Source organism: Bradyrhizobium sp. JHI2711 (genome assembly GCF_056156565.1).
In genome coordinates this window covers 98,649-112,548 of sequence record NZ_JBPZPT010000008.1, presented here as the reverse complement: position 1 = coordinate 112,548, position 13,900 = coordinate 98,649, and the positions used below count along the sequence as shown (strand labels likewise).

Sequence of the window (13,900 nt, the reverse complement as noted above, 5' to 3'; positions counted from 1 at the left end):
AGCCATCAGCAATGGTGGCCTGAACGCCCCAGTGGGTGCCGGCGTCTTCGACCTGTCCAAGGGCGCCTTCCCCACCAATGTCTATCAGAATGCAAACTATTTCCGCGACGTCGTGTTCGCTGCGGGCAACGTCATCTCACTACTTAGCAGTTCCACAGTCTATGTCAGTGAGACGGGAGGGATGGCTACCATCACCGTCGTACGCTCCGGCGACCTCCAATCTCAAGCAACCGTGGAGTACACGACGAACGAAATCGGCACCGGCGGCACAGCTACGGCAGGCCAGGACTTCATCCAGCCCACGTTTAATGGCCGGTCGAACACCGGTCAGGTCGTCTTCAACCCGGGAGAGAGCACCAAGAGCTTCACCATCTCAATTGTGAACGATCAGCTCACCGAGGGTAACGAGACGTTCGCGGTCGGGCTTCAGAATCCCGGTTCCGGTTCTCTCGGGACCCCGCGCACAGTGCTCGTGACCATCATCGACAACGACTCGCCCGTCGCGATCTCAATGGCGGACGCGGCGATAAGCGTTACCGAGAATACACAGACGGCAACGATTACGCTGCTGCGCAGCGGCAACACCAGTCAAACAGCTACTGTCGGCTTCACGACAAGCAACGGCAGCGCCCTCGCGGGTTCCGACTACACCGCCTCGTCAGGCACGGTGACTTTCGCTGCTGGCCAGGTGACCCAGACGATCACGGTACCGATCATCAACGATGCGACACCGGAGAATGATGAGACCTTCACGGTCACGTTGAGCAACCCGACCGGTGCCACTTTCGGCGCCGAGACAACGACGACTGTGAAAATCCTGGATAATGACAACCCCAATCTCGGCAATCTGGCGGGTGAGACGTACGTGACGGGACTGGGCCAGGGGTATGCCGGCGGGCCAACGGCGATCGATTGGACTCCAGACGGCCGCTACATGCTGATTGCCCAAAAGGACGGCGTGGTGCGTGTGGTGGACAACGGAGAACTTCGATCAACTCCGCTGATCGACATTTCGAGCGAGGTAAATGACGTCAATGATCGCGGACTGCTGGGTATCGCGGTGAACCCGAATTTCGCAACGAACCCCTATGTCTACCTGCTCTATACCTACGATCCACCCGAAACGGCGGGCCAGCCCGGCCTTGCCGGCCCCGATCAGGCCGGCAACCGACCTGCTCGCCTGGTGAGGGTCACCGTTGACCCAACCACAATGATTGCCGATCCGGCGAGCGAGGTAGTGCTGGTCGGAAAGAACAGCATCTGGGCCTATACGAGCCGTCCCGACGTAAACAGCACAGGCGATCCGAGCATCGCTCCTTCCGGCATCGTCAACGGCACCACGATCACAGCTCCGGCGAGCCAGATCGAGAGTGGATCGCAGGACAACGATCCGGATCGGACCGGCATCCAGAACCAAAACATTCGTGACTATCTGGCGACTGATAGCGATTCGCACGGCGTAGGCGCTGTTCATTTCGGCCCGGACGGCTATCTCTACCTCACCGTCGGCGATGGCGTGTCGTACAACTTCGTCGACCCCCGGGGAGTGCGCGTCCAAGACATCCACAATCTATCGGGCAAGTTGTTGCGGATCGATCCCGTTACAGGTGAGGGAGTGCCCGGCAATCCGTTCTATCAGGCAAGCGATCCAAACAGTAATGCGTCGAAGGTGTTCTACTACGGTGTTCGCAACGCGTACCGCTTCAGCTTCGATCCAGTTACTAATCTTCCTGTGCTCGGAGATGTGGGCTGGAACAGCTGGGAAGAGCTGAATACGGGGCCAGCCGGCTCGAACTTTGGATGGCCCTATCTCGAAGGCCCCGACAGGACCGGCAGCTACCAAAATCTCGCGCAGGCGATCACCTTCTATAACAATGGCAATCGGAACAATACGTCAGACCCGCCCGCCGTATTTCCGATCCTGTCTCTAAGCCACGGGGCCCCCGACAATGCCCACGTGATTACCGCGGGGGATTTCTACAATCAGAACACCATTTTTTTCGACGATGTCCAAAACGGAACGATCTTCGCTGCGACCCTGAACGCAAGCCGGCAGGTCACCAGCGTCCAGTTGGTGGACAACGTACAAGGCATCGTCGACATGCAGAAGGGCCCTGATGGCTGGATGTACGGGGCCAATTTGATTGACGGCACTATCCGACGTTGGGTCGACCCCTCAGCGGTTACGGCGCTGGGGCTCGCAGCGTCGTCCTAGCAGGCGCCGGTCACGGCTTTCCCCCATCGATGACGATCTGCTGGGGCGGCTTACGACTTCGGTCGATAAGGCGAGCTTTTGCACGATTGCGCGTCAGCGAACTACCCTGTCGTTTTGACCAATGATCGAGATTTCGGCGATGGACCTCAGACGGGCGAGCCGGCGTCGCGCCACCAATTCCGGACCAATGGTCAAATCGGCTCCACGGTACTCGCGCCCAAGGCTGAGATCTTGCGAAACTCCGCTCAAGGTGCCCGCCACATAGCGTTGAACCACTCGTACATACGCTTCGGCACCGACCATCACGGCTCGGCCAAAAATCCTATGCAAATCGTCCCCTGGTTCGTATCTCGAATGCACTGTCTCAAAGATCGGCCCGCTGTCGACGCCGGACGTGCATTCGTGAATGGTCGCACCGAGCATGTCCAACTCGTCGTTGACTACAGGCCAAAAGCTGCACGCGGTTCCGCGATACTGCGGGCTAATACCTGTATGCAGATTGATGCAGATATCGGTTGCAGAGTCGAGGACCGCATTCTTCACGACCGACGTGCCGTAAATAAGAATCGCATCGGGGCGTCTCTGCCGCAGGACTTCCAAGCTTGCGGTGCCGTTTATGCCCTCGACATAGTCGATTCGATCAGATGCATAGAATGTTTGAGCCTTTTGCCCCAACAGACTTTCAAGTGACCGAGTCCGGGCCTCATCGTCTCGAGTCATCTTGAGAAAGACAGCACGGGTTGCCTTTCCTAAGAAATGCACCAACCCCTTCCGTACGGCGCGCCGCAGTCTTGTTCTCCGTGCTGACCGGTCCACAATGATGCGGTCAATGGAGAGTCCAGCGCAAAGCATGTTTGCGACATAACGATGTTCTGGGCCATCCCGCGTCAGAATCACTATTCTCTTTGGTTCGGGCTGCCCAGCTACCATAGCCAATCTCTCGCACACCGTAGTACAGGCATAATCCGGAGCTTGAACGGAATCTCTTCTGGCGCGGCGTTCCCCAGGCTAATCCGATAGAAAATGTCAGCCGCTGGTTTAAAGCGGTTGCTTTTCGCATGCACTAGAAAGATCGCCTTGTGATTACGCCGTGCGGCGCGCAGCGCACCTTCGGTCGCGTCCAATGCATTCCCATAAGGAATACTCAGGCATTGAACCGTTTGTCCCGATAACTTCTCCAGAAGCTCTCGGCTTTGCACGATCTCGGTCTCCAACTCGCTCGATGAAAGCGAACGAAAGAACGTGTGGCTCATCGAGTGGTTTCCTACTTCAATCCCTAAGCTCGCAAACCGCTTGATATCGGTGATATTAAGAAAAAGCTTCGATGTACGCCGGAGCTCCAATTCATTGGTGCCCATTGCGGTACACAGCTGCTGCTTCGCCTCCGCAATTTGCGCCTGAGTCCATTTTGAAATCACGTTGGCGATGAGCCTAGGGACTGATGTTGGTCCGGTTTCGTTGATGTTCAGGAGAGCTATCAGTTGCTGTTTACCGAGCACCACCGCTGCCAACGATAGGATATTATCCACTGGCAATCTGCTTCCGAGCAGCGTTGTCGGATTGACGAAGAACAGCGAAGGTGCATTTGCCGCTTTAAGGACAGTACTTGCGGTATCGAGAACTGAGCGATATGCGTCATCGAAGGTGATCAGCAAAGGTTTACGCGGCAGAGTGCCACTTACAAGGTCCGATCCGCTCACCACGTCAAAATGACGCGCGAAATACTTGACGTGCTTCTCAAAAACCTCTGGCCTTGTAACAACTCCAAGCTTGCCGGTTAACGGGTCTTCATGGTCCGCGATATGATGATAGACCACAATGGTAACGTCGCGCCGCATCAGTGGCTATCCCTGGCGCGAGCGGGATAACGCGTCCCCTAACGGACGTTCCACAGCAGCTACCTCCTCTGGCAGGTTGTTGCGCGGATTACCGCGCGCTCTCCTCACGCCGACATTGCTCCAGCCATTCACCCAACGTTGACGATGCTGCCAGACATAGCGCCAGTTTCGCGCCTTTTCACGCAAATCACTTCTGCCGGAGATCAGGCCGGCCGTTCCGTACGCAAGCAAGCGAAGGAGGGGGAGAAGCATGTAAAGTGTCTTGCCTGCGAGAATCGTCGCAGCAGAATTGTGACGCCGCAACAGCGTGATCCGGCCGGCAAGGACCTTGATGCGTTGCTCTGCTTGATCGGGCTCGGAAGACTGGCCGTAATGAATGATGGTAGCTGCAGGCGTGATGGTTGGGGATGCACCAAGCTTGCGCGCCCGGCGGCACAAGTCCGCTTCTTCACCGTACATGAAAAACTCGGGATCAAAGCCGTCAAGTCGCTTCCAAAGTTCGCGGTCTATGAGAAGAAAGCAGCCCGTGACAATGTCGACTGCACGAATGCTGTCACGCTTCCAACCGCCGTATCCTTCGGGATTGAAAACCGAGCTGCTGCGCTTCAAGCTGGTCAGACCAGTAGCAAAACAGAAGATGCTCCATAAGGTGGCATCTCCCCAACAGGAGCCAGGATTCAAGCGGCCGTCAGACAGCACGGTGCGCCCGCCCCAGATCCCAAAGCGCGGATTCGCATCGGCGAACTCGTGCAGATGATCGATTGCGTGATTCAAGATCAGGGTGTCCGGGTTGAGCAACAGAAACCGGCGCCCCCGCGCCCGCATCGCGGCGATGTTGTTGGCGCCGGCAAACCCAAGATTTTCTTGCGACGCGATGAGCTCGAGTTGAGGGAAGTTTGCGCGAATGGCTTCCGGAGATCCGTCTGTTGAAGCGTTATCGAAAACGATGACTTCGTAGAGTACTGTCGTTGTTTGTGCCAAGACAGATCGAATACATTCGAGCGTCATGGTGCGCGTGTTGTAGCTCACGATGATGATCGAAATGTCGGGCTCAGCGGCCCCATAAATTGCATCCGACATGGGATTCAGCCTCATGCGATACGTCCGGCCCCCCCTTCAATGTTCGACCGAACCCATCTTCGACAACCATCTCGCTCGAACGCGATTTGTCAGGCCCGTCCTTCCTGATGGTCGCCAAACCATCCGGAATTGGCTCATCAATGTGGTGAGTGCCTGGCGACCCAGGTCGGCCATGCTAAGTGCGCGCTCCTGTAAACACGAGCTTTTCCCGGTTCCTTCGCAACTGCACCGCCCGGTCGCTGCGTGCGGCCCGGGCCGGCCACCATTTTACCACCCACATCCACTGCGAATCCCAAGCTCAAATGGAAACGACAGCCTTCCTCGTCTTCTGTATGGCATAACCGGCTGGAACCCACTATTAAACATTTATATTATTAAATTGGTTTAATTTGCAAGTTATTATTTCCGGACGGGCGACCTTAATCCGAGAATGCAAGCCGCGGGGCTGGGGCAGGAAAATGGATCAGCGGATCCGAGGCTGAGGAAGCAAACTCCCCGGGACGAGCTGGCCATTGACGATGGTTGCACTCCTGACGTTTTCCCATTTGGTGATCGTCATTGTTCCGCCGCCCGCATTGTTGATCAGAAATGCGCCGTATAGGAACGGGCCAACGAAATACACATCCTTAAGGGAAACAGTGACGTTCATGCCATCGGGATGCATTCGCAACCCGTAAGGTCCGCCCCAGAACAGGACGTTCTCAAAGCTAACTGAGCCCCCTAATCCATCAGCGTAGAAGAATCCGGCCGTTGCATTGGTGTTGTTGTAGGTCTTGAATGTTGTATTGCGAACCGTGATGGCGTTGGTTTTGCCAGGATCATAACACTGAAGCCCGTCTGCGTGATCGCCCGGCAAACCTTTGGTTTCGATGTAGACGCCATCAATGTTGATGCCGCCAATACCGTCGGAGCCAATACACCGGAATCCCTCGTTGGATCGAATGCGGGAATTTTTCAGAGTGCAATCCCCGCAAACGACCGAGCTTCCATCGTTGTTGTGGTCCCAGGAACGATGCTCGACGACTTCACCGTTGCTGAAGAACTTCCCGTAACGGGTGTATGGCTCGGAGGAATTTCCAGCAAAGCGGGGGTCATCAAATGAGAGTGGAGGAGCCGACGCAGGAGAAGGCAAACGCGAGGAGGCAGGACCTGGCGCTTGGCTGGAGGAAAGTGTTTGATCCGCCAGTGCGGAACCGGCGTAACACAAGCCGGCGGCTATTTGCGCCCAGCCAAAGCCTCGCCAACGCGATAATTTCTGCACAGATTTCCCCTTCAAATGATTGCGACCATGCGGATTGCGCGTTCACACCGCAGGCGATCTTAACCAGAGATATTTCATTGAATGGTTGTCGGGTTCATGCTCCCTTCCCTTCGATCCTCGCCCACAGAATGTGGCGTGGCATTTGTACCCGAACCCAGCGATAGTGAACGCGCGACCATGGTTTGATTTCGGGTGATAGATTGTCGAGAACGAAATCGCCATTTCGCGTGCGCACGAGAAGCACGAGGTGGTGCTCTCCGGAACTGACGACGACTTCGCTCAGTAGCAGGACTCGCGCAGGCCAGCCGCGCCGAAGCAATTCGTGGCGCTTGCTCACGGCGTAGTCATTGCAATCGCCGTGCTTCGGGTTGATGACCCATTCCTCGCCGGCAAGGCCGAGCTCGTTGCGCGCCGGCACGATGGCGAGATTGACCGCGCGATTGACCTCCTGCAGAGCCGCCCAGCGGTCCTCGGTCAGCCGGATCGGCCCACCACGAAACGAGCGCGGCGGAAGACATTCCGCCTCGTAGCGCAGGCAGAACACCGTGTACGCAAGGGGCGGCAGCGTCGGGTTTCCCAGTTCAATGTGCTGCCCTGACCGCGGCGTCGCCGGCAAGGACATGCGCCCCGCCCCCGCCCATTGAACTCCTCCGAGCATGATAGCGACCGCCACGACGGAGCCGAAGGTTCGATACATCTGCCGATCCCCTCGCAAACGCAAAACTGAGGCTCGGATCCGCTGGCAGGCTGACACCGACAGTCCCGCGGCAACCATATTTCATCTTTAATTTATTTAATTTAATTGTCAATTAAATATAATCGGCAGGAAGAAATAATCCGTTTGCGCATTATCCAGTACAGCCACAAGCAGATCGCCCCCGCAGACGCGTCCCGGCCCCCGGCGCATCGCCGGCAAATAAGGCAACAATTTAACGGCTCCGACGAATTAATCGTTGATTTAATGTGCCCCCCGGCAGATCGTATTCCGAACGACCTCTCCGCCTCACAATCGAGATTGCATATGCCGGAAGAACTGCTCGTCATTTTGGGGGCTGAAGCCATCCTGCTTGTCTTCGTCACAGCGATGACTCTGCACAACAAGCGAATGGATGTGCTGAGCGGGCTGCACCGCCGGGCGGCTAGCTGGTCCGCCGGCCAACACAGCAAGCCTGCGCCATACTCGGTCCGTGCGCGCGCAGGAGCTTTGCTGTCGGCGCTGACGACGTGGATCGGTATTGCCAAGCTCACCCCAGCCAATCTCTGGCGGCTGCTCAGACACGCCCAATCAAGCCTGACGAAGGTGCGAAAGCTGTCCACCCTTGTGGCTCGTTCCTGGCGGCCAGAGCGCCCTCAAGCCACGCCGTCCACCTCCAGCCTCATTGCAGGGGCTCGTCGTCAGCTCGGTGCTCGTTGATGCGGCCAACGTTGCGGTCTACCCCGCATCGACTCGATCGATCTCGCGGCGCAATCTTGAGCTCCGGGCGGTCGAAGCCAAACGATAGGCTTCGGATGCAATGCGACGAGCGGCGAGCCATCCGCAGCGAGCAGCTCTCCTCGGTGTTCACCCAGCTCACGGCACGCCTGCAAGCCCGTCGTTATCTTTTCATTTGGGCTTCTTTTTCGTCTTGAACATCAATGTTGTTCGCAGCAATGGACACACTCTTGAGATTCCTCTCAGCCCCGAGTGCGGGTCCACTCGGGGCTGTGTCATTTCAAATCCAAAGGGCTCAGCGCTCTTTGAATGCGCGCTGCGCCTGATCGTGTAGCGGCTTGAGCAGGTAGGACAACGCGGTCCGCCCTGCCGTCTTGATGAAGACCTCGACAGGCATGCCGGGCAGCAACTTGGCCGAGCCGAGCTTCACCAGCTCTTCCGTCTTCAGCAAGACGCGGCCTGTGTAGTAACTCGTGCCGGCACGCTGATCCTGCGTGATGTCTGCCGAGACCATGCTGACCTCGCCGTCGATTTCGGGCGTGGTCTTCTGGTTGAACGCTGCGAAGCGCATTGTAGCGGTCTGCCCCACGTAGACCTGATCGATATCCTTCGGTGCGATCTTGACTTCGACCGCGAGCGAGTCCGCGTCAGGAACGATCAGCATGATTTGCTCGCCCGGAGAGATCACCCCCCCGACCGTGTGGACGCTGAGCTCGTGGACGCGACCGGATTGTGGCGCCCGGATATCGACCCGATTCAACTGATCCACCGCCGCAGTCTTGCGTTCGCCCAGCTCGGAGAGTTTCGAGCGGGTTTCGATCAGGTCCTTGCCGACCTCGGTACGGAGGTCCTGGTCGATCTGAATGATCTGGAGTCCGATTTCGGAGATCTTGCCCTTCGACTGAGCGATCATTCCTGCGAGCTGGCTGCGCTCGCCCTCGATGCGGGCGGAGTCGCGCTCCAGGGAATTGAGCCGGGTGATCGGCACCAGGTTCTTCTGCCAGAGGCTGCGCACGCCCTCCAGCTCCTGTCGGATGAACTCCACCTCCTTCTGCTTGGCCTCCGTCTGCCCCATATAGCCCTTGATTTCGTTCTCCAACTGCGCGCTCTTCTCCTGCAACTGCGCTTTTTGGCCGCTCCTCGCCTGACGACGCAGGTCGAACAGCTTCCGCTCCGCGGCGATTGCACGGCTCGCCTCGGAGTTGCTCTCTTTGGCTCGGTCGAGCAGTACCTTTGGAAACACGACCTGCTCGGCACTGTCGCGCTCGGCCTCGAGACGGGCCTGCCGCGCCAGCAATTCGTCGATGCTATTGGTGACGATCGTCGCATTCGCGAGCGTCTGCGTCTCGTCGAGGCGGATCAGAATGTCGCCTGCATTGACCCGATCGCCCTGGCGCACGCGCAACTCTCCGACGATTCCACCTGTGGCGTGCTGGACCTTCTTGACGCTCGAATCCACCACGACCACGCCCTGCGCGATCACCGCGCCCGACAACTGGGAAGTCGTCGCCCAGCCGCCGACCCCAAAAGTCACCAAAGCGAACATGATCATTCCGACGATCATGTAACGTTGGATGGACTGCAACGCCGGCGCTATCTGATCGTTCATCGGCCGCCTCCTTGAGCTTCTGCGACGACCTTCAGCGGCACCGGAGTCCGCAGCACTCTCTTGAGTACCTCCTCTCGCTTGCCGAAGGACTGAACTCTGCCTTCGCCGAGGCACAATACATGGTCCACACCTTCCAGCGCCTTCGGCCGATGAGCGACAACGGCCACAATCCCTCCGCGGCGTCGCACGTTCAGGATCGCCTCCGTCAGAGCCTCCTCGCCCTCCGCATCGAGATTGGAAGAGGGTTCGTCAAGCACGACCAGGAAGGGTTTCCCGTAAAAAGCGCGCGCAAGCGCGATACGCTGCCGCTGCCCCGCCGACAGCGCCAGCCCTCCCTCGCCGATCTTCGTGCTGTACCCGTCCGGCAGTGAGAGGACGAGGTCATGCGCGCCCGCGGCGCGGGCGGCTTCCAGAACAGCGGCGGCGGTTGCGTTCGGGTCGAAGCGTGCAATGTTCATAGCAATGCTGCCGTCGAACAACTCTACGTCTTGGGGCAGATAACCGATGTGCTTGCCGAGGTCGTCCGAAGACCAGTGATCGAGGGCGGCGTTGTCGAGCCGGATCCTGCCTCGAATGCACGGCCACACGCCAACCAGCGCACGCGCCAGCGTCGACTTGCCGGATCCGCTCGGACCGATGATTCCGACCGCCTGCCCACTCCGCAGCTGGAATGACACTTCGCTGAGAGTGGGTCTCTCGGAGTTCGGAGCACTGATATAGAGGTTCTCGGCGCTAAGGGTTTCCACAGGCGCAGGCAATGCCAACCGCTCCTCCTCCTGAGGAAGAAGTTTCAGCAAGTAATCGAGTCGTTGTCCCGATTGGCGCGCCGCGACGAACCCCTTCCAGTTCGCAATTGCCATTTCGACAGGCGCAAGGGCCCTCGCGGTGAGGATCGATCCGGCAATGATGATGCCGGCCGTCGATTCCTGGTTGATGACGAGGACGGCGCCAACGGCAAGAACCAGCGATTGCAAGATCGCGCGGAAAATCTTCGAGGCACCACCGAGTCCGTTTGCGACATCGCTGGCCCGTTCATGGGCTGCGAGGTACTTTGCGTTGGCATCCTGCCAACGCAAAGCCGCCTGTTGCCGCATACCCATGGCCTGCAGAACTTCGGCATTGCGCCGTCCCTCGAGCGCGAGGGCAGTTCGCGAAATGGCAAGACGCGAGCTCGCCTTTGCCGGACCTCGGGTACGCGTTTCCGTGAGCATCGTAATGCCGACCAGCACCAACGCACCAGCCAGCGCAGTGATGCCAATCCAGAAGTGAAAGAGGAAGCAGACGCCGAGATAGATCGGCATCCAGGGCAGATCGAAGAGCGCCGTCGGCCCTCCGCTCGACAGGAAGCTGCGGACCTGATCGAGGTCCCGCACCGGCTGCAGGCCATCGCCATCCGCTCTGGTCTTCAAAGGCAGGCGAACAAGAGCCTCGAAGATGCGAACCCCGAGACTTTCATCGAAATACCGGCCCACCCGGGCGCTGATCCTGCTCCTGACGAAGTCGAGCCCGCCCTGAAACAGGTAGAGCACCGTTGCCAGACCCAACAGAGCGACAAGAGTCGGTATACTGCGTCCGGGCAGCACCCGATCGTAGACTTGCAGCATGAAGAACGAGCCGGTGAGCATGAGAAGGTTGCTCATGCCGCTGAATGCCGCTAGCGCCCAGAAGATCCGGCGGCAAGACCGCAGGAACGCCGACAACTCTGACTGCGACTCGTCATAGTGATCCACTGGCCGGGGTCGACCAGCGAATATCCGTGACCGCAGCACTTCGATCAGGCCCTTTGCCCAGCCGACCAGTTGCGGCGTCTGCAGTTGAGCGTTTTCCGCCCACTGCCGTCCGGCTGACCAGAGTCCTGATATGTAAAGAACTGGAATTCGATAGAGATTTGCGGGCGGGGGGAATACCCCCCGCCGTCCAAAGTCAATCATGGCTTCTGCCCCTGAAACGCGCCTTTGTTGGAAGATCCCTCAAGAGATCCCCAAGGCAGTTGTTGAAGATTGCTCTCTGTGGATGCCGTCCCCTACGCGAAGTGGAAGTCGTTGCTGGTCAACGAGCCGAGCTTGGCGTTCTTCAGCGTGAGCGTATCGCTCCCCGTCGCGATCACGACATCGGTGCCGGACTGCGTCGCGTGAGAAAGAACGCTGGCAAAACTGTCGAACACACTCTTGCTGAACTCGATCGTGTCGTGAGCAGGTCCGCGGGCAACGAAGCCCTTGATGACGTCGTTGCCGAAGTTCGCGCCAAACACGAAAGTATCGGCCTGGCTGCTGCCAACGAAAGTGTCATCGCCGGAAGTGCTGGTCAGGGTCGTGTTGCCCGGCGAAGCGATGAACGTACTGCCCGCAATAGCCGCGTTGCTACCGGTTGCAGTGGATGACGTAGCTACGCTGGACGTACCGATCTGCCCGTCACTGTTCAGGTCCTGATGGAAGCTGGTCTCCAGCGTCTTGAGGCCAGAGTCCGTACCCGACACCGAGCCACCGTCCGTGGAGCCGGTCAGGGAGCTGACATGAGACACGTAGTTGCCGTTATTGTCGGTATTCCACGCAGTGTACTGACCGGTGCTCGTCTCCTTCCAGGCAACTTGATAGCCCGTCGCCGTCTTCTCCGCTCCAATGGGAGTCCAGGTGCCATCGGACCCGCCCACGAAATCCACGCCGTCATCCTTTAGCGCCGGGCCAGTGCCGGTGCTGCCGTTGAGGTAGTATTTGCCGCCACTCTCAACGAGACTTGTCACACCAGCCGATTCGACGACCTTGCCAGTCGTCGGGGTTGGCGACGTCGGGATGGTCGCAGTGGAAGTACCTACCTGCCCGTCACCGTTCAGATCCTGATGGAAGCTCGTCTCGAGCGACTTAAGGCCAGAGTCAGTACCCGACACCGAGCCACCGTCTGTGGAGCCGGTCAGGGAGCTGACATGGGACACGTAGTTGCCGTTATTGTCGGTGTTCCACGCCGTGTACTGACCCGTGCTCGTCTCCTTCCACGCAACCACATAGCCCGTCGCCGTCTTCTCCGCACCGATGGGAGTCCAGGTGCCATCCGACCCTTTCACAAACTGCACACCGTTGTCCTTCAGCGTGGGACCCGATCCGGTGCTGCCATTGAGGTAATATTTGCCGCCGCTCTCAACGAGAGTTGTCGCGCCAGCTGACTCGACCACCGTGCCGGCAGTCGGCGACGTCGGTGACGTCGGCGAGGTCGGTGTGGCTGGCGCCGAGGTGCCGGTGATGCTGGCGGTGAACGCAGTGGACGCCGGGCCGGTATTGCCTGCTGCATCCGTTGCCGTCGCGGTAAGGCTGTGCGAACCGGCCGCAAGGGCGCTGGTTGTATAGCTCCACCCGCCGGTGCTGTTGGCAGTCGCGGTCCCGATCTGGGTCGTGCCGTCGAACACCTTCACGACGCTGCTCGCTTCGGCACTGCCCGACATCACCACCTGATTGGCGGTGTTCACGGTATGGCTGGCAATGGTCGGCGCAGTCGGAGCCTTGGTATCGATAGTGATTGCCAACGCAGACGACGCCGCGCTGGTCTGACCCGACGAGCTGGTCGCCGTTGCGGTCAGCGTATGTTTGGCGTCGGTCAGGATCTTGGTGATGTAGTCCCAACTGCCGCTCGAGTCCGTAGTCGTCGAACCAATTTGGGTCGTACCGTCGTAGATCTTGACCGTGCTGCCGGCAGCCGCGGTGCCCTTGAGCTCGATGGTATTGTCGTTGGTAATCTTGTCGCCAGCGGTGCCGCTGTCGGTCGAGAACGACGCGATAGTCGGAGCATCCGGCACGGTCGGCGTGCTGGGTGCGGTCGGTCCTTCAACCGGAAGCGGAGGCGGGATAAGGTCGCCCGGGATGAGTTGACCGTCCACGATCGTTGCGTAGCGAACATTCTCCCATTGCGTGATGTGTATGTTCGCATTGACCTCCTCCAACCAAAGCGCGCCATACGCAAATGGCCCCACAAAATACACGTCCTTGAGGGCGAGGTAGTCATCGTGACCGGCTCCTGCGTCCGCGGCAATGCGCAGACCAAATGGGCCACCGTCGAACACCACGTTATTGAAAGTGAACGTTCCGCTATAACCATCTGCGATGAACAGCCCAGCAGTGGCATTCTGGTCGTGCGATACAATCGTCGAGTTTGTAATGGTCAGATTCCCGGTGGCGCCGGGAGCATAGGCCTGAATTCCGTCGGCGTGATCGCCCGACAGTCCCGTTGTCTCGATGTACGTATTGTTGATGGTGACATCACCGCTGCCCCCAATGCGCACGCCTTCCCTTGAAGAAATACGGACGTCGTCGATGGTGAACGAGCCGCTCCCTCCGACGGCGACAGTGTCGCTCTGGTCGGAAATGCTCACACCCGAAATCGTCTCTCCATTTCCAAGCCAGACCGTCCCCGAATTGGTCTGGTCGCTAAACATCGGATCATTCCATGTCAGAGGAATGGATGCCATCTAGTTTTCTCC

Annotated in this window: 10 protein-coding genes; 2 read left to right on the top strand and 8 right to left on the bottom strand. The window is 58.6% G+C overall.

Features of this window, described 5'->3' with window-relative positions; translation table 11 throughout:
- A partial coding sequence (locus ACTEK7_RS34840) for a PQQ-dependent sugar dehydrogenase (RefSeq protein ID WP_474810723.1) occupies positions 1 to 2,215 on the top strand: 2,215 nt, incomplete at its 5' end.
- Between the two features lie 93 nt (positions 2,216 to 2,308).
- Here the strand turns inward: ACTEK7_RS34840 and ACTEK7_RS34835 are convergent.
- The 5 genes from ACTEK7_RS34835 to ACTEK7_RS34815 all read right to left on the bottom strand — a co-directional run bounded on the left by ACTEK7_RS34835 (position 2,309) and on the right by ACTEK7_RS34815 (position 7,091).
- A complete protein-coding gene (locus ACTEK7_RS34835; RefSeq protein ID WP_158284387.1) occupies positions 2,309 to 2,977 on the bottom strand; it encodes a formyl transferase in 669 nt (222 codons plus the stop codon).
- A 161-nt stretch (positions 2,978 to 3,138) separates the two neighbouring features.
- Positions 3,139 to 4,053 carry a polysaccharide deacetylase family protein gene (locus tag ACTEK7_RS34830; protein ID WP_057029391.1) on the bottom strand — a complete coding sequence of 305 codons (915 nt, stop codon included), beginning with the start codon at positions 4,051 to 4,053 and terminating at the stop codon, positions 3,139 to 3,141.
- Positions 4,054 to 4,059: 6 nt separating this feature from the next.
- Positions 4,060 to 5,148: a glycosyltransferase family 2 protein gene (locus ACTEK7_RS34825; RefSeq protein ID WP_225147614.1), complete on the bottom strand. Its 1,089-nt coding sequence runs from the start codon at positions 5,146 to 5,148 to the stop codon at positions 4,060 to 4,062.
- A gap of 448 nt (positions 5,149 to 5,596) precedes the next feature.
- The gene (locus tag ACTEK7_RS34820; protein WP_225147615.1) at positions 5,597 to 6,394 is read right to left on the bottom strand and encodes a hypothetical protein; all 798 of its coding nucleotides are present in this window, start codon (positions 6,392 to 6,394) and stop codon (positions 5,597 to 5,599) included.
- A gap of 94 nt (positions 6,395 to 6,488) precedes the next feature.
- Positions 6,489 to 7,091 (bottom strand): transglutaminase-like cysteine peptidase, encoded by a 603-nt coding sequence (locus ACTEK7_RS34815; RefSeq protein WP_036029196.1) that lies wholly within the window; start codon positions 7,089 to 7,091, stop codon positions 6,489 to 6,491.
- A 324-nt stretch (positions 7,092 to 7,415) separates the two neighbouring features.
- On the opposite strand from ACTEK7_RS34815, the gene ACTEK7_RS34810 reads away from it, so the two are divergent.
- A complete protein-coding gene (locus tag ACTEK7_RS34810) occupies positions 7,416 to 7,808 on the top strand; it encodes a hypothetical protein (protein WP_109143422.1) in 393 nt (130 codons plus the stop codon).
- Between the two features lie 313 nt (positions 7,809 to 8,121).
- On the opposite strand, the gene ACTEK7_RS34805 is transcribed toward ACTEK7_RS34810, so the two are convergent.
- The 3 genes from ACTEK7_RS34805 to ACTEK7_RS34795 form a co-directional block, all read right to left on the bottom strand.
- Entirely contained in the window at positions 8,122 to 9,435 is a 1,314-nt protein-coding gene (locus ACTEK7_RS34805; RefSeq protein ID WP_036029191.1) for an HlyD family type I secretion periplasmic adaptor subunit, read from the bottom strand.
- Positions 9,432 to 11,366 (bottom strand): type I secretion system permease/ATPase, encoded by a 1,935-nt coding sequence (locus ACTEK7_RS34800; protein ID WP_225147616.1) that lies wholly within the window; start codon positions 11,364 to 11,366, stop codon positions 9,432 to 9,434. Before ACTEK7_RS34800 ends, ACTEK7_RS34805 begins: the two co-directional genes overlap by 4 nt.
- A gap of 92 nt (positions 11,367 to 11,458) precedes the next feature.
- On the bottom strand, positions 11,459 to 13,888 hold the full coding sequence (locus ACTEK7_RS34795; RefSeq protein ID WP_225147617.1) for an Ig-like domain-containing protein: 2,430 nt from the start codon (positions 13,886 to 13,888) through the stop codon (positions 11,459 to 11,461).
- Between the last annotated feature and the right edge of the window lie 12 nt (positions 13,889 to 13,900).

Excerpts from the sequence above, each read along its gene's own strand:
- ACTEK7_RS34810 (WP_109143422.1), top strand. The coding sequence starts at position 7,416 with ATGCCGGAAGAACTGCTCGTCATTTTGGGGGCTGAAGCCATCCTGCTT.
- ACTEK7_RS34815 (WP_036029196.1), bottom strand. The coding sequence starts at position 7,091 with ATGTATCGAACCTTCGGCTCCGTCGTGGCGGTCGCTATCATGCTCGGA.
- ACTEK7_RS34825 (WP_225147614.1), bottom strand. The coding sequence starts at position 5,148 with ATGAGGCTGAATCCCATGTCGGATGCAATTTATGGGGCCGCTGAGCCC.
- ACTEK7_RS34795 (WP_225147617.1), bottom strand. The coding sequence starts at position 13,888 with ATGGCATCCATTCCTCTGACATGGAATGATCCGATGTTTAGCGACCAG.
- ACTEK7_RS34800 (WP_225147616.1), bottom strand. The coding sequence starts at position 11,366 with ATGATTGACTTTGGACGGCGGGGGGTATTCCCCCCGCCCGCAAATCTC.
- ACTEK7_RS34805 (WP_036029191.1), bottom strand. The coding sequence starts at position 9,435 with ATGAACGATCAGATAGCGCCGGCGTTGCAGTCCATCCAACGTTACATG.
- ACTEK7_RS34830 (WP_057029391.1), bottom strand. The coding sequence starts at position 4,053 with ATGCGGCGCGACGTTACCATTGTGGTCTATCATCATATCGCGGACCAT.